This is a genomic window from Acinetobacter sp. YH01021, from assembly GCF_013420255.1.
Lineage (GTDB): Bacteria > Pseudomonadota > Gammaproteobacteria > Pseudomonadales > Moraxellaceae > Acinetobacter.
In genome coordinates this window covers 61,243-80,199 of sequence record NZ_VOYO01000003.1, presented here as the reverse complement: position 1 = coordinate 80,199, position 18,957 = coordinate 61,243, and the positions used below count along the sequence as shown (strand labels likewise).

17 protein-coding genes and 1 pseudogene are annotated in these 18,957 nt (G+C 45.6%); 10 read left to right on the top strand and 8 right to left on the bottom strand.

The window, feature by feature from the left end; translation table 11 throughout:
* Positions 1-343 precede the first annotated feature (343 nt).
* Genes FTT86_RS03650 through FTT86_RS03630 form a run of 5 tightly spaced genes read left to right on the top strand, consistent with a single transcriptional unit; the run spans position 344 to position 3,578 of the window.
* Complete coding sequence (locus FTT86_RS03650; protein WP_004645032.1) at positions 344-1,162, top strand: ABC transporter ATP-binding protein; 819 nt, start codon at positions 344-346, stop codon at positions 1,160-1,162.
* Positions 1,159-1,938: a lipid asymmetry maintenance ABC transporter permease subunit MlaE gene (gene mlaE / locus FTT86_RS03645; protein WP_005248230.1), complete on the top strand. Its 780-nt coding sequence runs from the start codon at positions 1,159-1,161 to the stop codon at positions 1,936-1,938. Before FTT86_RS03650 ends, mlaE begins: the two co-directional genes overlap by 4 nt.
* The gene (locus tag FTT86_RS03640) at positions 1,938-2,615 is read left to right on the top strand and encodes an outer membrane lipid asymmetry maintenance protein MlaD (RefSeq protein WP_180180583.1); all 678 of its coding nucleotides are present in this window, start codon (positions 1,938-1,940) and stop codon (positions 2,613-2,615) included. The genes mlaE and FTT86_RS03640 overlap by 1 nt, the downstream gene beginning before the upstream one ends.
* 18 nt (positions 2,616-2,633) lie before the next feature.
* Positions 2,634-3,272 (top strand): ABC transporter substrate-binding protein, encoded by a 639-nt coding sequence (locus FTT86_RS03635; RefSeq protein WP_180180582.1) that lies wholly within the window; start codon positions 2,634-2,636, stop codon positions 3,270-3,272.
* Positions 3,273-3,287: 15 nt separating this feature from the next.
* Positions 3,288-3,578, top strand: a complete 291-nt coding sequence (locus FTT86_RS03630) for an STAS domain-containing protein (RefSeq protein ID WP_071850897.1) — start codon at positions 3,288-3,290, stop codon at positions 3,576-3,578.
* Between the two features lie 241 nt (positions 3,579-3,819).
* Here the strand turns inward: FTT86_RS03630 and FTT86_RS03625 are convergent, their stop codons facing one another.
* On the bottom strand, positions 3,820-4,833 hold the full coding sequence (locus tag FTT86_RS03625; protein ID WP_005248226.1) for a CorA family divalent cation transporter: 1,014 nt from the start codon (positions 4,831-4,833) through the stop codon (positions 3,820-3,822).
* A 152-nt stretch (positions 4,834-4,985) separates the two neighbouring features.
* On the opposite strand from FTT86_RS03625, the gene FTT86_RS03620 reads away from it, so the two are divergent.
* On the top strand, positions 4,986-5,576 hold the full coding sequence (locus FTT86_RS03620; RefSeq protein ID WP_085064929.1) for a TIGR00730 family Rossman fold protein: 591 nt from the start codon (positions 4,986-4,988) through the stop codon (positions 5,574-5,576).
* Positions 5,577-5,606: 30 nt separating this feature from the next.
* Positions 5,607-6,008: an NUDIX domain-containing protein gene (locus FTT86_RS03615; RefSeq protein WP_180180581.1), complete on the top strand. Its 402-nt coding sequence runs from the start codon at positions 5,607-5,609 to the stop codon at positions 6,006-6,008.
* Positions 6,009-6,012: 4 nt separating this feature from the next.
* On the opposite strand, the gene FTT86_RS03610 is transcribed toward FTT86_RS03615, so the two are convergent.
* Together FTT86_RS03610 and recG are read right to left on the bottom strand one after the other, a co-directional pair.
* Entirely contained in the window at positions 6,013-6,648 is a 636-nt protein-coding gene (locus FTT86_RS03610; protein WP_180180580.1) for a ComF family protein, read from the bottom strand.
* A complete protein-coding gene (recG, locus tag FTT86_RS03605) occupies positions 6,635-8,680 on the bottom strand; it encodes an ATP-dependent DNA helicase RecG (RefSeq protein WP_180180579.1) in 2,046 nt (681 codons plus the stop codon). Before recG ends, FTT86_RS03610 begins: the two co-directional genes overlap by 14 nt.
* A gap of 33 nt (positions 8,681-8,713) precedes the next feature.
* Here recG and FTT86_RS03600 point away from each other — a divergent pair, with 33 nt between their 5' ends.
* Complete coding sequence (locus FTT86_RS03600; protein WP_180180578.1) at positions 8,714-9,526, top strand: NAD(P)H-binding protein; 813 nt, start codon at positions 8,714-8,716, stop codon at positions 9,524-9,526.
* Between the two features lie 113 nt (positions 9,527-9,639).
* Here FTT86_RS03600 and plsB read toward each other — a convergent pair whose 3' ends face one another.
* Positions 9,640-12,207: a glycerol-3-phosphate 1-O-acyltransferase PlsB gene (plsB, locus tag FTT86_RS03595; RefSeq protein WP_180180577.1), complete on the bottom strand. Its 2,568-nt coding sequence runs from the start codon at positions 12,205-12,207 to the stop codon at positions 9,640-9,642.
* Positions 12,208-12,490: 283 nt separating this feature from the next.
* Between plsB and FTT86_RS03590 the strand changes: the two genes are divergently transcribed.
* Positions 12,491-13,363 carry an acyl-CoA thioesterase II gene (locus FTT86_RS03590; RefSeq protein ID WP_180180576.1) on the top strand — a complete coding sequence of 291 codons (873 nt, stop codon included), beginning with the start codon at positions 12,491-12,493 and terminating at the stop codon, positions 13,361-13,363.
* 173 nt (positions 13,364-13,536) lie between these two features.
* A complete protein-coding gene (locus FTT86_RS03585; RefSeq protein ID WP_257229620.1) occupies positions 13,537-14,784 on the top strand; it encodes a dicarboxylate/amino acid:cation symporter in 1,248 nt (415 codons plus the stop codon).
* Between the two features lie 276 nt (positions 14,785-15,060).
* On the opposite strand, the pseudogene yihA reads toward FTT86_RS03585, so the two are convergent.
* The 4 genes and pseudogenes from yihA to FTT86_RS03565 form a co-directional block, all read right to left on the bottom strand.
* Positions 15,061-15,837, bottom strand: a pseudogene (gene yihA / locus FTT86_RS03580) (ribosome biogenesis GTP-binding protein YihA/YsxC); the annotation flags it as partial.
* Positions 15,838-15,942: 105 nt separating this feature from the next.
* A complete protein-coding gene (locus FTT86_RS03575) occupies positions 15,943-16,383 on the bottom strand; it encodes an Rrf2 family transcriptional regulator (protein ID WP_114541567.1) in 441 nt (146 codons plus the stop codon).
* A 97-nt stretch (positions 16,384-16,480) separates the two neighbouring features.
* Positions 16,481-17,242 carry a globin domain-containing protein gene (locus tag FTT86_RS03570; protein ID WP_004281516.1) on the bottom strand — a complete coding sequence of 254 codons (762 nt, stop codon included), beginning with the start codon at positions 17,240-17,242 and terminating at the stop codon, positions 16,481-16,483.
* A 153-nt stretch (positions 17,243-17,395) separates the two neighbouring features.
* A complete protein-coding gene (locus FTT86_RS03565; protein WP_180180573.1) occupies positions 17,396-18,946 on the bottom strand; it encodes a helicase HerA-like domain-containing protein in 1,551 nt (516 codons plus the stop codon).
* Positions 18,947-18,957: the final 11 nt, after the last annotated feature.

Below are 18,957 nucleotides of genomic sequence, written 5' to 3'. Positions count from 1 at the left end.
TTTTGCTTTTTAACGTAAAATGTCTGCTAAATCATGTTTTGTCAGGGTTATGATAATTATTAATATGAAAAGCTTAACTCTTCGATCTCAATTGATAGAGGTGTATATGCCATATATCGCATTGACTTTGATTTTATGTAATATTATCTATTATTTATACAGTCTTTTTAATTAATCAATGTACCTGGCTCAAGCTTAAGTGCATATTTTTATTACAAAAAATACGAAATAATCCATTGTTGTCATTTTTTATGATATTAAACCACCTTTTTCAACTGCTAACATTTTGAACTTCGTTCCTTTATAGTATGCATGCTGAAAAAATGCAGGAATAAACTCAGCTATGAAAAATCAAACAGCGCGAGATACTCAATCTCTGATTGAAGTCAAGAATCTGAGCTTCAAGCGGGGTGAGCGCGTGATTTATGACGACGTGAGTTTAAATATTCGTCGTGGGCAGATTACCGCCATTATGGGGCCATCCGGTACTGGTAAAACCACCTTATTAAGATTGATTGGTGGGCAGCTGGTTCCTGAGCACGGTCAGGTTTTATTGGACGGCAAAGATATTGCCACGATGTCACGTTCCGAACTTTTTTCAGCACGTGCACGGATGGGTATGTTGTTTCAGAGCGGTGCTTTGTTTACCGATATGAGCGTGTATGAAAATGTCGCATTTCCGATTCGTGCCCATACCAAATTGCCGGAACATCTGATTAAGGAAATCGTGGCATTGAAGCTGGAATCAGTCGGTTTACGTGGTGCAGAACAGATGATGCCGTCTGAGCTATCCGGTGGTATGAACCGACGCGTGGCTTTGGCCCGTGCGATTGCACTAGATCCTGAGTTGATCATGTACGATGAACCGTTTGCCGGACAAGACCCGATTGTGATGGGCGTTTTGACTCGTCTGATCCGTTCATTACGTGAAGCACTGGACTTAACCACGATTATTGTCTCGCATGATGTTGCAGAAACTTTATCGATTGCAGACTACATCTATGTGGTGGCAGAAGGCAAAATTCAGGGCGAGGGCACGCCGGCAGAGCTGAAAGCGCATCCATCTGCTTTTGTACAGCAATTCCTGACCGGTTCGGTAGAAGGTCCGGTGGATTATCAGTTTAGTCATCAAGCTTATTTAAGTGATGAGGTTCGTTCATGAATGCAATTGCCGCATTAGGTAGACGCGTTATTGAACGTGTACAGGGGATTGGGGTCGCGACCCTGATGCTGTTGCAGATTTTATTTTCCATGCCGACCTGGCTTGGAGTAAAGCTGTTTGTTTATCAGATGTATCGGGTTGGGGTATTGTCCCTGCTGATTATTGTGGTTTCTGGCCTGTTTATTGGAGCCGTGCTTGGTTTGCAGATGTTTAGCATCTTGTCGACCTTTGGTAGTGAGTCGATGCTGGGAACAGCGGTCGCGCTGACCTTGCTGCGTGAACTGGCACCTGTGGTCGCTGCTTTGCTGTTTGCAGGACGTGCCGGTTCAGCTTTGACTGCGGAAATTGGCCTGATGAAAGCCACTGAACAATTGTCCAGTATGGAAATGATCGGTGTCGATCCATTGAAGCGGGTGATTTCGCCTCGTCTTTGGGCAGGGATTTTTAGCTTGCCAATGCTTTCCGTCATCTTTGCTGCAGTTGGCATTATGGGCGGCAAAATGGTCGGGGTGGATTTTCTGGGTGCCGATGAAGGCGCTTATTGGAGCGGCATGGAAAGCAGCGTGCAATTCTATAAAGATGTCTTAAATGGCACCATTATTAAAAGTTTTGTATTCGCATTAATTTGTACCTGGATTGCGGTGTATCAAGGCTATGCCTGTGTCCCGACATCGGAAGGTATTGCAACTTCTACAACGCGTACAGTCGTGTATTCTTCGCTGTGCGTTTTAGGCTTTGACTTTGTGTTGACTGCGGTCATGTTCGGAGGTGTTTAATGAAATCACGTACTAGTGAGCTGGCCGTTGGTGTTTTTGTTATTTTGTTTGGTATTGCCTTATTTTTCCTAGCAATGCGTGTCAGTGGTCTGGTCGGACACAATATTTCCGACAGCTATAAAATGACAGCGACTTTTGAAAATGTAAATGGGATCAAGCCACGCGCCAAAGTGGCATTAAGTGGTGTGAAAGTGGGGCAGGTGGATGACATTACCCTGGATCCAGTGACGCGTCTGGCGACCGTGCATATGACTCTGGATGGCTCATTGACCTCGTTTAATGCTGAACAGTTAAAGCAGGTTCAGCAGGAAGCACTGGAAGAGTTACGTTATAGTTCGGACTATACTGCTGCTATCCCTGCGCAACAAAAAGACATGGAAAAACAACTGTTAGCTAACATGAAATCCATCACCAATATTGATGAGGATGCTTATATTATGGTAGCGACCAATGGGTTATTGGGTGAAAAATACCTGAAAATTATTCCAGGTGGTGGTCTGAACTATTTGAAACGCGGTGATCAGATTGCCAATACCCAAGGCACCATGGAAATTGAAGATTTAGTGACGAAGTTCATTACTGGCGGTGCCGGTAAATCGTCGGATAGTCAAGAAACTGCCCCAGAACAGGCGACAGTTTCAGAATCGACTGATGCAGAACCTGCATTTGTTGAATAATAGATTGAGGAGATTTCAGTGAAGACTTTAGTAAAACAAACGCTTGCAGCAAGCATTCTTTCAACAATGGTTGCTGGTACAGTGTTTGCTGCACCGTCTGAAGCGCCACCTGCTTTTATTAAAAAAGTGGCAGATGGTTTGATTGAGCGCCTCAAAGCTGATAACGCAAAATTGCAGAACAATCCAGCGCTGGTCAAAGCGATTGTCCGCCAGAATCTGGATCCATACATTGATTCACAGTCTTTCACGCGTATTGTGATGGGGACTTATGCGACGAACCAGTATAGTACTGCTGCACAACGCGCCCAGTTTGAAAAGAATTTCCGTGAAACGCTGATTGAAAATTATGGTTCTGCATTTTCCAAGTTTAGTAATCAGACCTATAGCGTGCGTCCATACAAGGCCAGCAACAGCAAAAACCCTGTTGTAACCATCGACTTTAATAATAAAGGCGAGAAAATTCCGGTAGCGTTTCAGCTGGTGGACAAAGGCTCACAATGGAAAATCCGCAACATCAACGTATCGGGTATCGATCTAGGTTTGCAATTCCGTAACCAGTTTGCTGCGACAGTAAAACGTAATGGCGGTAATATAGATAAAGCTATTGCTAACTTCAAACCGGATGCAGAAGCTGCAATCGACAAGAAAAAGAAATAATCAGATAGGTGAGCCGTGATTGTATTCAAGGATCAGGAATTGCAGGTTTCAGGCAAAATTGACTATGCCAATGCGCAGGACTATTACCTAAATGGTCTGCGTGTGGTTCAATCCCAGACCAAATTTCCGCTTGTGGTTAATCTAGCTGGGCTTGAAAGTGGCAGTACTTTGGCTTTGGCGGTATTGGTGCGCTGGTTGCGCCAAACTCCTCAAGCGCAAGGACTACAGTTTAAAGCTGTTCCTGCTAAAATGATGAATATCATTCAGGCCTGCCATTTACAGGATGATTTACAGATCATTCAGTAAATAAAAAAGCACCGAAAGGTGCTTTTTTATTGTTGATAGATTTTAAAAGTAAATTCCTTCCTTTATCAAAAGGAGGTTAGGAAGGATTAAAATATGACCTCACCCTAACCCTCTCCTAAAAGGAGAGGGAACTTCCTCTCTAAATTTATGGAGAGAAATGATATTTTTAAAAACTACTATCTCAATAAATATTGGAAGTCCTCTCTCCCTATGGGAGAGAGTTAGAGAGAGGGTGAAGAAATTAAATCCACTTCTTCCATCTAAAGTAAATCAATGGCCCGATTAAAAAGCCGATCAAAATAATACTGACCATAATGAAGCTCATGGTGCCTTGTGCAAAAGGCAGAACTTCGGTATTCATGCCATAAATACTGGCAATGAGCATCGGTGGAGCGAGCATACTTGGCAGAATCGAGAATCGACGAATCGTATCGTTCTGTTCCGTGTTAATGAATCCGGACGTGGTATCGAGCAGGAAGCGCACTTTCTGGAACAGGAAGGCATCATGTTCAACCAGCGAGCGGACATCTTCACTAAGTTCTCGGATATCCGCATCATAAATATGACTGCCTAAGGCGCGTGGACGAGACAGGAAAGTCAGAACACGACGTAAATCGATCAGACAGAGCTGCGCTTTACCGAGCATATCTTCCAGTTGAGCTAGTCGGGTAATCATGTCATCCAGATCAAGAATCTGCTCACGATGGCGGTTATTCAACACTTCAGTTGAATATTTCTCTAAATCTTTATGTACATCTTCCAGAATGTCGGCCAGCTCATCCAGTTTGGCTTCGAGCAGGCCCAATAAAATCCAGGTCGGATCTTTATAATCGATTTCATAATCATTGCGGCGCGCACGGGCACGGAAGGCACGAAAAGCCACCAGCTTTTCGCCACGCAAGGTAAAAAGACGGTCCTTATGCAGAATGAAAGCTACGGTTTGTACCGTCGCCAGCATGCTGGATTCATCTTCGTTTTCATTCTCGACCTGATAGTTTTTATTTTTGGTTAAAAAATAGGTGCTGATATGCAAAATACCGTCATCATCACGGTAAAATCGGGCACTAGAGGAGATATCTTCCAGCGATTTTAAGGTCGGTAAGTTTTGCGCATAGGCATCTAGAATCCATTGCTGCTCTTCTTGTGAAGGTGCAATCAGATCAAGCCATACTAAATCTGGATGCAGGTCGAAATCACCGTTAATCGTGATATCTTCTAAGCTACCGCGCTCTGTGGCGTAAAAGGCTTCAAGCATGCTGTCTTTTCTCCCTGGCGCAGTATGTGAATTGGAATGGGTGTATTTTAGACAAGGAATTGAATAAAAACACTGATATTAAGCAGTTATTTTTGGAAAAAGCGCGCTTGCAGCGATTTCGTACAATATAGCGTCAATTGGAGAGTGAAATGATGAATTCTATCGCAATTTTTTGTGGTTCAGCACTGGGCTCGGATCCTCTCTATGCCCAGATTGCCGAAAAAGTTGGCCAAACCTTGGCAGCAAGGCATCAGACGCTAGTCTATGGCGGTGGTCGCTCCGGTTTAATGGGCATTGTTGCTGATAGTGCTTTGGCTGCTGGTGGCAAGGTGATTGGCGTAATTCCAAGACAGCTCGTCAATCGTGAACTGGCGCATCCGCATATTACCGAGCTATTTGTGGTCGATAATATGCATGAACGTAAAACCCGCATGTCGGAACTGGCACAGGGATTTATTGCCATTCCGGGTGGTGCAGGAACGCTGGAAGAAATTTTTGAACAATGGACCTGGGCACAGTTGGGAATTCATAAAAAACCTTGTGCTTTTTTAAATGTAGATGGTTTCTATGATGATTTACTCAAATTTATCCATATGACGACTGAGAAAGGTTTTACCAAAGCGCGCTTTAGCGATGCTTTAATTGTGAGTGATAATCTGGATGATATTTTGCGCCAGTTTGAAAGTTATCAGCCGCCTGAAGCGAAATGGGGTATGGTCGATCAGACCGATCTTGTAAAATAAGCTGTCCACAGCATGATTTGTAGAAAATAAATGAAAGTGATTACGGTGGCTGCAGCCATTATTTTAAATGAAGCGCAGCAACTGCTGGTGGTTCGTAAAAAAGGGACGTCCTGCTTTATGCAGGTTGGTGGCAAGCTGGAGCCAAATGAAGCACCAGAAGCAACGATGTTGCGTGAAATTCAGGAAGAAATTGGCATACAGGCACAGATTCAGCAATTCATTGGGCGTTTTGAAACCAAGACGGCGAATGAACCAGATCATCAACTGGTGAGTTATGTCTATTGGGTAAGTCTGGATCAAGCACCAAAAATTGAAGCGGAAATTGCCGAAATGAAATGGGTCGATCTGGATGAAAAAGAGCTACGACTCGCACCCTTGACCACTGAAATTGTGATTCCTTGGGTGAAGTCGCAGTTACTCGCCCAAGCTTAAATTTTCAGATTTGAGCACCTGCCAGACAGGCTGCATAAACTTTTTGACAGCCCAGTTGTTCAAGTGTTTGGCTCAGTGCTCGAATCGAGCCGCCGGTCGTCACCACATCATCAATAATCAGCACCCGACGGTAACGCAGCTTGGAAATGGTACTGATCTGGAATTGTGATTGGATGTCTTCAATCCGCTCCAGCCGGCTTAGGCCCTTTTGCGAGTGTTGTTTCATTCGTCGAACAGGTTGCCAGATGGGTACATTCAACTGTTTTGCCACATGTTTGGCCAGCACTAGAGATTGATTATAACCGCGCTCAGCCAGACGCTCATTCGAGATCGGCATCGGTATTATCGCACTGACTTTAGGTAGGTCTAAACTTAACAGCACACCTGCCAGTAAATTTTGCAAATGCAGTTTCTGTTCATATTTAAACAGTTGAATCAGCCGGTCCATCGGGTAAGCATAGTCGCAGGCAATCTGGAACTGCATTTCCTGCCGTTGAATGGTTTGATGTGCCCAGGGTAATTGTCGCCAGCAATCTTCACAGACTGAATGAATGGACTCATAATCGGTCAGACAGAGCTGGCAGGACTGTAAGCGGGTCAGCCAGGATTTTCCATGTTGCAGTAATTTAAACATAGGCATAGCGCGGTGCTTCCGGTAGCCAGCGTTGCAATAATGCTTCGGCCTGATCTGGATAATCCTTGAGCATCTGCTGGGCCACATAATGTGCCTGATTGAGCAGGTGATCATCACGTTCCAGTTTGGCTACACGGAAATTCATGTCGCCAGTCTGTTTGGTTCCAAGCAGTTCACCTGGGCCACGCAATTCCAGGTCTTTCTCGGCAATCATAAAACCATCATTGGTTTCGCGCATGATTCTTAAGCGTTCCTGACCATTTTGAGACAGCGGATGTTTATACAGTAGGGCACAGAAACTGGCTTTGGCGCCACGACCGACCCGACCGCGTAGCTGATGCAATTGAGATAGGCCCAGACGTTCAGCATTTTCAATTACCATGATGGAAGCATTGGGTACATCTACCCCGACTTCGATCACGGTGGTGGCAATCAGGAGCTGTAATTCATTATTTTTAAACTGCTGCATTACCGCCTGTTTTTCATCGGCTTTCATCTTGCCATGTACCAGTCCGATATTCAGCGCAGGAAAGCGCTCGCGAATTTCAGCGAAAGTGGCTTCTGCAGCTTGGGCGTCTAAAGTTTCGGACTGTTCTACCAGTGTACACACCCAGTAGGCCTGCTTACCTTCAGCACAGTTGCTGGCAATCCGTTGCAAGACTTCTTCGCGCCGGTCTAATGGAATGGTCACGGTCTGAATCGGGGTACGGCCCGGCGGCAGCTCGTCAATCACCGAGGTATCCAGATCTCCATAGGCCGACATGGCCAGTGTGCGTGGAATCGGAGTCGCAGTCATCACCAGTTGATGCGGTGACATACCATCTAGACCTTTATTTCTGAGTGCAAGACGTTGATCCACACCAAAGCGATGCTGTTCATCAATAATCACCAGACCCAGTTTGGCAAACTCGACATTTTCCTGAAATAGGGCATGCGTCCCGATGACTAGATGAGCGCTGCCATCCCGAATCACCTGTTCTGCGGCGGCGCGAGCTTTACCTTTCTGCTTGCCGGAAAGCCAGGCCACATTTAAGCCCAAAGGCTCAAACCAGCGTTTAAAATTCAGATAATGCTGCTCGGCCAGAATCTCGGTCGGTGCCATCAATGCAACTTGCCAGCCTTCTTCCAGTGCATGGCAAGCTGCGACACCAGCCACCAGGGTTTTACCCGCGCCGACATCGCCTTGCACCAGACGCAACATCGGTTTATTGCTTGTTAAATCCTGCACGATTTCTCTGGATACACGTTTTTGCGCACCGGTCATTTCAAAAGCCAGACTGGCTAAGAGCTGTTTGGCATAGGTTTTACTGGGCGCAAATGAAGGCGCTTCGACTTGCTGAATAAAGGCCCGACGTGTCAATAAACTGATCTGATGTGCCACCAGCTCTTCAAAGATCAGGCGTTGCTGTGCAGGATGCGAGCCTTGTGCCAGCTGCAGCATATTGGCGTTGACTGGTGGATGATGGATATATTCCAGTGCCTGTTTCAGCGCATAACCGTTACTAAATTTTGCTGGCAGCAATTCAGGCAGATGGTCGCTATACTGAGCCAAGGCCTGCTGAATATAATCCCGTATTTTTGGCTGGGTCAGACCTTCAGTCGCCGGATAAATTGCCGTGAGCTGGGTTTGAGGTAAAGGTGTGTCCTCAGTAATGACTTGCAGTTCGGGATGATACATTTCCAGACCGCGCGCACCGACCCGCACTTCACCAAAAATTCTTAAACGGTTACCCAGTTTGCAGCGGTCGGTAATGCCTTTATAAATATGATAAAAACGTAAAGTGACTTTGCCAAAATCATCATCCAGCAGCACAGCCATGGATTTGCGTTTGCCAGGTGGAAAATCCACACCTTTAACGATGCCTTCCAGCAGATAGCTGCGTCCCACGCTCAATTGATTCATAGGAATGATCGTGCTACGGTCTTCATAGTCACGTGGTAGATGAAAAAGCAAATCATCAGTATTGAAGATATTTAGTTTTTCGAGTAATGCAGCGGCGGCATTGCCAACGCCTTGTAACTGATGGACTGCAGCCATGTCCCCTCAACCAGATTTGTGATTCGGTGCTCAATGCATATTTTATTTATCGGTTATGGTAAAACATCCCGACGTGTGGCTAAACAACTATTTGAGCAAGGTCATCAAATTAGCACAATTAGCCAGAGTCCCAAAACAGATTCATTCGCAACTCATCTGATTCAGGATGTGCATCAACTGGATTTAACTGCAGTTGCACCAATTGACTGGGTCTATATATTACTTAGTCCAAAACAAAGTGTGGTTGAAGGTTATCAGCAAACTTATCTGGATTCGGTTCAACCTATTGTCTCTGCCTTGAAACAGCATCCGGTGAAACGGATTGTGGTGGTGTCATCGACACGAGTGTATGGGCAAAATTCCGGTGAAATCGTAGATGACGAAACTGAAATTCACCCGAATGATGCTCAGAGCAAAATCTTGCAGCAGATGGAGCAGGCTTATTTCACTGCTTATCCTGAGAAATGTACCATCATTCGTCCAAGTGGGATTTATGGAGCATCGGTAGAACGCCTACAAAAAATGGCCGCCTCGATGTTGAGATATCCGAATCTGCACTGGTCCAACCGGATTCACATTGAAGATTTATCACGTTTCTTGTCACATATGATTCACGTGGAACATCCGGAATCTTCTTATATTGTGACCGATAACCAGCCAAAATTATTGCATGAAATATTGCAATGGTTCCAACAGCAGCTGGGACTTCCTTTGTTGCAAGTAGAAAGTGAGCAGGTGACAGGTAAGAAACTTTATGCGACTCGAATGCAGAAAATGGGATTTGAGTTAGAGCATCCAGATTGTTATGAGGATTATTTGGAGTTGATGGGGAAAAATAATTCTTAGCTCCTCCTTTTAAAAGAGGAATATTCTTCCCTTTCTCGAAGGGAGGTCAAGAGAAGGGCTTTTTAAATTACCTCTCCCTAACCCTCTCCTGAAAGGAGAGGGAATAAAAAGCCTTACTTCTTCTTCCGCTTCGCGCGTTTCTTGGCTTGTTCAGCTGCAACCGCATCGAGGGCTTCTTTCAGTTCTTCATCCGTAAAGTCGGTGATGTGGTGCAGCATTTGTAGCTTCACTTCATCCAGTACCAAATCTGCATATTGAGCCACATTGGTTAGCTGCTCATCAAAGACAATCGCATTGTCTTCATTGGTACACAGATAACCTTTTTGGGTTAAGACTTTAATAAAGCTCTGGAATAGGGCTTTGTCGAAGAACTCAGGTGAGTTGAACTCATATAGCACAGACAGGCGCTGTCCCACCAGATAACTCAGCTCTTCGACCTGACGGGTCGAAATATTGCCAGAACCACGCTGGGTAATCAGTGCCAAAGTCATGTAGTAACGTTCCAGACTTTGGGTTACTGGTGCAGCTAGAACTTCAAGTTGATGATGTGCTTCTGTATTTGGTGCAGGTGCAATCAGGTTTTCACCATCTTGTGTAATCAGTTTTGAGGCAATTAAGCTGTCAATATGCGCATTCACCTGATCCTGAATCTCATCTTCATGCCATTTTAAAAACAGTTCAGCTTTGAGGAACGGATACAGGGTACTACTGATATTCACGACATCATGACGGCGAATGGTACCGTTATGTTCAACTAGGGCGGCTATCAGGGAGGGCAGCACAAAAGTGTGCACAATATTATTGCGGAAATAGGTCAGCAGAACGGCCTGATTGTCTTCAATGGCAATGATATCGCCCAGTACATGCTTGACTCGCTTGATCAGTTTCAGCTTCATTGCATAGGCAATAATTTCCTTGCCAGAAAGTGGCGTCACCTGCATGCGCTCATCATAAGGCAGGGCAGCCAGCAAGGTGCGATAGGTATCTAGCTGTTTGATACAGATCTCTTCATCCAGCGTATGTTTCGGCGTAGCCAGCAAGATTAAAGATAATAGCGATACTGGATTGATTACGACCGCACTGTTGATGTTTTCCAGAATGGCTTGTGCCGAGCTATTCACTGCATCAGAAACCGCTTGTGGAATCGGATCGTCATTCTTTTCGATTTTGATATTTTCTGCGCCATGCTGTTTCAGAATGTCATCCAGAAATACCGGGTTCCCGAAGTTCAGGTGTACCTTGCCGAAAATGCGTTCAATCTTGCGCAGAGTTTTCAAAATACCAAAAATAGACTCAGCTTCTTTTGGCTTGCCACTCATTTCACCGACATAAGTGCCACCTTCCATCAGGCGTTCATAGCCGATATAGGTCGGCAAAAATACGATCGGCTTAGATTTGCCACGTAAATGACCATGCACGGTCATTGCCAGCATCCCGGTTTTTGGCGGAAGCAAACGACCGGTACGTGAACGGCCCCCTTCAATAAAGTATTCTAATGGTGTATTACGTGACAGGACGCTATACAGATATTCTTTAAACACCGTGGTATAGAGCGCATTGCCGCGGAAAGTACGGCGAATAAAGAAAGCGCCACCACCGCGCAAAATCTGACCGACAAAAGGCATATTCAGGTTATCGCCTGCAGCGATGTACGGCACCATCAAACCACGGCGATAGATCACATAAGACAATAACAAATAGTCAATATGACTGCGGTGACAGGGGGTATAGACAATCTCATAATCCTTGGCCAGTTCACGCACGGTACTGAAATTATGGACTTCCACGCCGTCATAAAGCTGGGTCCATAAGCGGGTCAGGGCCTTGTCGGCAAAACGTACGGTAGAATGAGAATAATCGGAAACGATTTCGTTCAGATAACCGATGGCACGACGTTCAGATTCCAGCATCGAGATTTTGCTACGAATACTGTCATTGCGAATCGCCGCCTGTACATCTGGTGACTTGATCAGGCCATGCATGACATTACGGCGGTCGGACAGGTCCGGCCCGAGAATGACTTCGCGCTGACCATCCAGGTAATCATTTAAAGTGCTGACAATATAGGTGGCCGGCGCTGAATTTGGATGCGTCTCTTTAGCAAAGTTAATCAAGGTGCGTAAAGACTGCGGTTCATGGAACTCTAAATAAGACTGGCGACCATGCAGGCCGATATTGACCAGTTGCTTGACCCGGCTTGGTGTAGACCAGGTATCGGTAAACAGCAGTTTAAACCAGGAATCTTCTTTTTCCGGTTCGCGTCCCCAAAGCACGGTCACCGGTACCAGTTCGACATCCAGCTCAGGATGTTGCTCCAGGATTTCAATCAAGCGTAACAGGCGCGGTGGAAACGCATGTGGCGGTGAACTCAGCAGGTTGTTTTCATCATGATGTTGCAGAAACAGTACTGATGCTTTTTCTTTGTTGTTGCCGATCTGCATTGGATCAAGGGCAGCCGGTAATTTTAAACGGCGCGTTTCTGCATCGACCACCAGTGCATTACTGCGCGAATGGTTCTGTAAAACGTAGCAGACCAGCTTTCGCGAGTCTGTTGCAGTCTGATCAGATTCAGGCGCTGTCACTTCACTTGGTACTTCCCCAAGAACATGAGGGGTAACCACAAGATCAAGTAACTTACTTGAAAGCTTGCGATACATTTGACCAAAGCCATTCTTGGACATAGCTGCTCCTAATTTTACTGACCAAAACCACAGGACTTCTGAGGGGGATTTATTTTGCGGGTTTCTAAAGCGAAACCATATATCTTTTTTTAACAACTTCAACAGAAGTGCTTCAATTTTAGCGTGAAAGCAGGTGCTTTTCCTAGTCACTTATGACATCAGTATGACAGAACAGTCATGCAAACTTTAGAGTTTCGTTCTGATTTTGTGGCAGAATATTCCAGATTCGTTATTTAGATCTGTTTTTCCATTTTGGATATCTCCAATATTACGTAGGTTGCTTATGAATGCCTTAACACAGGAACTGGTCGAGCTGCTCAGCTTAGAAAAGTTAGAAGAAAACATTTTCCGGGGAATCAGCCGTAATCTGGTAGGCAAGCGCGTATTTGGCGGTCAGGTTTTGGGGCAGGCACTCCGCGCAGCCTCTTATACTACAGACCGTCCGGCGCATTCATTACATGCCTATTTCCTGTTTGGTGGTGATGTCAATGCACCGATTATTTATGAAGTAGAACGGATCCGTGACGGTAAAAGCTTTATCAGTCGCCAGGTTCGTGCAATTCAGCATGGCCGGACTATTTTCATGTGTATGGTGTCTTTTGCAGAGCCGGAAGAAGGTTTGAATTATCAGATTTCAGGGCCTGAATATCCGCCAGCAGAAAGCCTGAAAAATGAAGCAGAACTGATCAAACAAATGATCGAGTTTATTCCGGAAAATGTCCGTGCGTCTTTCACCCGTGATCGTCATGTGGAAATTCGCCCGGTCAATCCGCAAAATCCATTCCAGCCTCAACCTGAAGCACCGTCTTATGCGCACTATATCCGTACGCATGACCGTATTGCTGCAGAAGTCGATCAGATCTCCTTGCATCAGGCTATTGCTGCTTTCTATTCTGATTTTACCTTGATGACCACGGCGCTTCGTCCACATGGTCTGAGCTATATCTCGCCAAGTTTACAATGTGCCAGTATTGACCATGCCATGTACTTCCATAAACCGTTCCGTGCAGATGAATGGATGCTTTACGATATGGATGCCACCCAAAGCGCCAGTTCACGCGGCCTGAATTTTGGCCGGATGTGGCAGAACGGTGAGCTCGTCTGCAGTACGACTCAGGAAGGCCTGATCCGTTTGCGTGAAATCGAAACGCAATAATTTTTTCTCGCTCAAAAAGCCGAATCTCAGATTCGGTTTTTTTGTTTTTAAGCTGGATGAAAATGGCCAGTCGATGCCATGTCCTTACACCGCGTTTATAAAATATTACTCGATTCTATAGACACTGCATGGCATAGTGCGGCTTAAGATCAATATTAAAAATGCATGAAAAGATGAGCTTAAATACGCAAATTCTAATTGCCGCCGTATTGGGGGTACTGTTTGGATTTCTACTGACGATATTTCCGCAGACCTCATTTTTTGATATCAGCTTATATGGCATCGGTATTGTCAGCAGTATTTTTATTGGCTTGTTAAAAATGCTGTTAGTGCCGCTGATTTTTAGCTCAATCGTGGTCGGTGTATCCAATCTGCAGGCGGGTGGGCAACTGAGCCGTACCTGGAAAATTACCCTGATGTGTTGTGTGACCACCACCACCTTGGCGCTCATTTTAGGTCTGGCGTGTGCGCATCTGTTTGATGTGGGCAAAGGCGTCGATGTACTGATGTTCCAGGATGCCATGGCACAACATCAAACACCGGATACGCTCACGCCATCTTCTTTCTTTACCAACTTTATTCAAAATACCCTGATCAATCCGTTTAAAGCTTTTGCCGATGGCAATGTCTTGGCAGTGGTGGTCTTTGCGCTATTTGTTGGTGTAGCACTGGTCGCAGGGGGAGATAAATTCCATACTGTACGCAAGCTGAGTCACCAGTTTTTCGAGATCATGATGTTAATGATTGGCTGGGTGATGAAACTGGCACCACTTGGTATTTTTGCCTTATTGGCCAAATTAATTGCCACTGAAGATGTTTCGGTTCTTAGTCGTCTGGCTGAATTCGCTGCGGTAGTCACCGGTACGACAATTTTTCATGGCATCGTGGTCTTGCCTTTATTGTTATGGATTTTCGGCAAGATGGATCCGGTCACGTTCTTTAAAGGCACACGTGCTGCCTTGATTACTGCCTTTGCCACCAGTTCCAGTTCGGCCACCATGCCCCTGTCGATGAAATGCGCACAGGAAAATTTAGGGGTACGCCCACATACCGCAGGCTTTGTAATTCCACTTGGGACCCAGTTAAATATGGATGGTACGGCGCTGTATGAAGCAGCTGCAGCTCTGTTTATTGCCAATTTAATGGGGCTGGATCTGAGTCTGGGGCAACAACTGGTGGTCTGCGCGACTGCGATGATTGCATCCTTAGGTGCACCGGGGATTCCGAGTGCCGGTATGGTGACTATGATTATGGTCTTGCAATCGGTAGGTTTGCCTGCCGAGGCAATTGCCATTCTTTTACCGATCGACCGTTTACTGGATACCGTACGTACAGTGGTGAATGTTCAGGGAGATATGATGATCAGCGTGGTGGTGGACCGGCATACGCGTGAACCCGATCTTCAAGCTACAGATAGCTAAAACATTTAAAAAAATAAAAAAAAGCAGGTATTTGACCTGCTTTTTATTTGTACGTTGAGTTTTAATAAATCAAGAATGATCACAGATCATTTAGGTGATATGGTCTTAATCCGCTGAACGCTTATTCTGATTTAGCTCATCTGCCGCTTCAAGCTCGGATTGATCCTGCTCAAGCAATTCCAGCGGTTCTTCAGCTTCATTTAAATCATGAGTCGATACTTCAGCATGCTCAGAATCAGCTTCACTAAGCTCGAGCTCTTCAAGCGGTTCATCAGATTCATTCAAATCATGCGCTGATGCTTCCGGAATGCTGTCCAGATCATATTCAGATGCTTGATCTAAGGTAAAGTTCAAACGGCCACCCATGACGCTGGCCAGTTCTTCTAAACCTTGTTTGTTCATGGAGGAAAACAGTTGAATCGAGAAATCCAGCTTCATCTTTTTCAATGCCGCTTTGACTTCCTGCAAGGCTTTGGATGCAGGACCACGGTTTAGTTTGTCAGATTTGGTCAATAACACATGCACGAACAACTGGCGGGAATAAGCCCATTCCAGCATCATTACATCAAAGTGTTGCAGGGGATGACGGATATCCATCAACAATACCAGGCCTTGCAAGCTTTGACGGTGAATCAGGTAATTTTCCAGTTCTTTTTGCCAGACCAGTTTCATTTTTTCAGGCACAGCCGCATAACCATAACCGGGTAAGTCGACCAGACGCTGATCCGGATTACCCAGGCTGAAAAAGTTGATCATCTGGGTACGGCCAGGTTTTTTCGATGCACGTGCCAACTGTTTCTGGTTGGTCAGGGCATTAATCGCACTAGACTTACCCGCATTCGAGCGGCCGGCAAAAGCAATTTCATAGCCTGTATCTTCTACACAAAGACTGAGTTTAGGTGCACTCATTAAAAATTCGGCTTTGCGTAGCCAGTTGAGTGCGCGCACAGAATATTCAGTAATGGCAGAATCAACTTTTTTCTCGTAGCTGATCTTTTGCTTAGGCGCATGGGCTGTCTTACTGTTTTTGGATTTTCCTCTGCTGTGGTGCATAACTCAACTTCAATAAATGATCTACAATGAAACATTATAAAGGAAGTCGCACAGGCAAGCGAACTTTGCCGCAAGAATAAGTCACAAGACCTGACCCGGAAGACTTTAAAGATTAATCAGGCCGATCGGAGAATTTGTACTGAAACGCGCATTTCGTGGCCTAATCACATCTTTAAGCACATATTGGTCCAGACTGCTATAAAACTGTTCCACCGCATCATCTAAAATACCTTTTAAACCACAGGTCGGACGTAATACGCAGGGTGGGCTATTGCATTCCACTACATTGCTGTCGCGTTGCAGGATCCGCACAATCTGTCCCAGCTGGAGGCTCAGGCTGGCCGGATTTAAACGTATGCCGCCACCTTTACCACGTGTGGTAATCAGCCACTCCTGTTTCGCCATAAAATGCACGATTTTCATGGCATGATTTTGTGAAACCTGTAATCGCTCGGCAAGTTCTGCAATGGTATAGGGGAGATCACGTGGCTGTGCGACATACATCAGAATCCGAAGCGCATAGTCAGTGAATTTATTGAGTTGCATAACGTCAACAGCTAGAAAATGAAAGAATTGAATGTTAAAAGCTCCACGAATGGAGCTTTTAATCAGAATCTGATGCTAGTCTAAACCGTTTTTGCAATTAAAGCTTGAGCGGGGCAGACACTTCAACTACATCACCAACTTTGTAGTGGTCGATCAGTGTCTGTGCAACCGAGAATGCGGTTGGATTTTCTTCCGCTTTCACAGTAATTTGATATTGCTCGTTTTGAGCCTGATCAAAGCTAAACTGTTGTGGTTGACGAATGTGCTGTTCAGGCACCTGTACACGTACTGAAATATGTTCACCGGCTTCAGCACTTGCAATCGCTGCACCATCTTTAGCTTTAAGTGTAAAGATTTTACCTGCGTCGGTATCATTGACTGCTGCTACTTCAAATTCGCGCCAGCCCGCCCAGCCACCATTTTCAGAAGCTAGGGTGGCATATTTAGATTTTTCCACACCAATCAAAATATCTGCCAGTTGCATATACGCTTCTTTCCAGGCTGCAATCAGGTCTGAGTCCATGGGTACATCTAAAACTTCGCTGATCGAGTGCAACAGATTCTCACCGACAATCGCATATTGATCCGGTTGAATATCCAGGCTGACATGTTTAGTGGTAATGCGTTCGATGGCTTTGGCCAAAACGCCCGGATTGGTAATGTTTTCGGCATAGGCAAGTACTGCGGCAGCCAAGGCACGTGGTTGACGGCCAGTACTTTGATGATCCATGTTGAAGGTGTTTTTCAACTCTGGATGGTTTTTCAGCATGCGGTTATAGAAATACGTGGTAAGTGCTACGCCGTTTTCACGTAAAACAGGAACAGTCGCTTGTACAAGTTCAATATGTTGTGGAGTCATGAGAGCCGTCTACAGGTGTTTTTTAAAAGATGTATTTAAATTACATTTTTTAAAATGGCTTTACAATAGCGCATAGTCATGAAACCATAAAAAAATTACGGGATATAAAAATATCCCATAAAAAGTGTGATGATGATCGGAAAAGGAGCGGGATTATTTGCGGCCAAACAGCGAACCCAGTAAGCCGCGCACAATTTTCTGCCCAGTACTCCCGCCCAGGCTACGGGCAGCACTTTTGGCAAAGGTGCCGACAATATCCTGAGTCAGTTTTTCTCGTTGCTTGGCTGCGCGTTCAGCTTCTTTTTGCTGTTCTCGTGCCAGACGTTCCTGTTCTTTAATTTGCTGCTTGGCAAGAGCTTCCTGTTCCTTGCTTTGCTGTTTTGCAAGTTCGGCGGCCTGAGCCTGTTGCTGGCGTTCTGCGACCTTGTTTTGCAGCATTTCATGGGCGCTGTCCCGATCGACTGGCTGCTCATAAATACCGGCGACAATACTTTGCTGCATGAGAGCCTTGCGTTCTTCAAGCGAGATCGGTGTAAAGGATGAATGCGGCGGCATGACCCAGCCACGCTCTACTATTTGCGGAATGCCTTTTTCATCCAGGCAGCTAATTAGGGCTTCACCGACAGCAAGTTCGGTAATCACCTGATCGACTTTAAATTCAGGATTGGCTCGGAAAGTCTCTGCTGCGGTTTTCACTGCTTTTTGATCTTTGGGAGTGAAAGCCCGCAAAGCATGTTGAACCCGATTGCCGAGCTGGCCTAAGACACTTTCAGGTAAGTCCAACGGATTTTGCGTGACAAAATAAATCCCTACACCTTTCGAGCGAATTAGACGCACCACCTGCTCAATTTTATCCTGTAGGGCAGGGCTAGCATTGTCAAACAAGAGATGGGCTTCATCAAAGAAAAACACCAGTTTAGGTTTGTCCAGATCGCCGACTTCGGGAAGCTGTTCAAACAGCTCGGAGAGCATCCAGAGCAAGAACGTGGCATATAGCTTAGGCGTATTCATCAGCTTGTCAGCCGCCAACAAATTGATATTGCCACGGCCCTGACTGTCCGTTTGTAAAAAGTCCATCAGATCCAGCGCCGGCTCGCCAAAAAACTGGTCACCGCCTTGGTCAGCCAGTGCCAATAAGTTGCGTTGAATCGCACCGAGACTGGCGGGTGAAAGATTGCCATATTCAGCTTTAAAGTCAGCCGCATGCTCAGAGACATAACTCAGCATCGCTTTCAGATCTTTAAAGTCGATCAGCAATAAACCCTGATCATCGGCAATCCGAAACACGGCAGATAAAACGCCTTCCTGGGTGTCATTCAGATTCAGTATTTGCGCCAGCAGCAGCGGGCCAATTTCAGAAATGGTAGTGCGAATCGGATGACCCTGTTCGCCAAATAAATCCCAAAACACCACTGGTGAGGCTGCAAAAGGAATGGACTCGATATTGAGACTTTTAATCCGTTCATCAAACTTGGGGCTGCTTTTACCTGCTTTGGCCAGGCTGGAAACATCGCCTTTAGCATCGGCGAGGAAAACAGGTACACCAATTCGAGAAAAGCTCTCCGCCAATACTTTTAAAGTCACAGTCTTTCCGGTACCAGTGGCACCTGCAATCAAACCATGTCGATTGGCAAGTTGGGAATGCAGCACAATATCCTGCGTGGTATCCGTGGTTTTTTTAGCAATAACAATTGGTGTACCCATAGCTGTTCCTG

Bases quoted from the DNA above. Each gene is read 5' to 3' on its own strand.
- recG (WP_180180579.1), bottom strand. From the start codon at position 8,680: ATGGCTGCAGTCCATCAGTTACAAGGCGTTGGCAATGCCGCCGCTGCA.
- FTT86_RS03615 (WP_180180581.1), top strand. From the start codon at position 5,607: ATGAAAGTGATTACGGTGGCTGCAGCCATTATTTTAAATGAAGCGCAG.
- FTT86_RS03640 (WP_180180583.1), top strand. From the start codon at position 1,938: ATGAAATCACGTACTAGTGAGCTGGCCGTTGGTGTTTTTGTTATTTTG.
- FTT86_RS03625 (WP_005248226.1), bottom strand. From the start codon at position 4,833: ATGCTTGAAGCCTTTTACGCCACAGAGCGCGGTAGCTTAGAAGATATC.
- FTT86_RS03650 (WP_004645032.1), top strand. From the start codon at position 344: ATGAAAAATCAAACAGCGCGAGATACTCAATCTCTGATTGAAGTCAAG.
- FTT86_RS03585 (WP_257229620.1), top strand. From the start codon at position 13,537: ATGAGCTTAAATACGCAAATTCTAATTGCCGCCGTATTGGGGGTACTG.
- FTT86_RS03610 (WP_180180580.1), bottom strand. From the start codon at position 6,648: ATGCCTATGTTTAAATTACTGCAACATGGAAAATCCTGGCTGACCCGC.
- plsB (WP_180180577.1), bottom strand. From the start codon at position 12,207: ATGTCCAAGAATGGCTTTGGTCAAATGTATCGCAAGCTTTCAAGTAAG.
- FTT86_RS03570 (WP_004281516.1), bottom strand. From the start codon at position 17,242: ATGACTCCACAACATATTGAACTTGTACAAGCGACTGTTCCTGTTTTA.
- FTT86_RS03590 (WP_180180576.1), top strand. From the start codon at position 12,491: ATGAATGCCTTAACACAGGAACTGGTCGAGCTGCTCAGCTTAGAAAAG.
- mlaE (WP_005248230.1), top strand. From the start codon at position 1,159: ATGAATGCAATTGCCGCATTAGGTAGACGCGTTATTGAACGTGTACAG.
- FTT86_RS03575 (WP_114541567.1), bottom strand. From the start codon at position 16,383: ATGCAACTCAATAAATTCACTGACTATGCGCTTCGGATTCTGATGTAT.
- FTT86_RS03565 (WP_180180573.1), bottom strand. From the start codon at position 18,946: ATGGGTACACCAATTGTTATTGCTAAAAAAACCACGGATACCACGCAG.
- FTT86_RS03620 (WP_085064929.1), top strand. From the start codon at position 4,986: ATGAATTCTATCGCAATTTTTTGTGGTTCAGCACTGGGCTCGGATCCT.
- FTT86_RS03600 (WP_180180578.1), top strand. From the start codon at position 8,714: ATGCATATTTTATTTATCGGTTATGGTAAAACATCCCGACGTGTGGCT.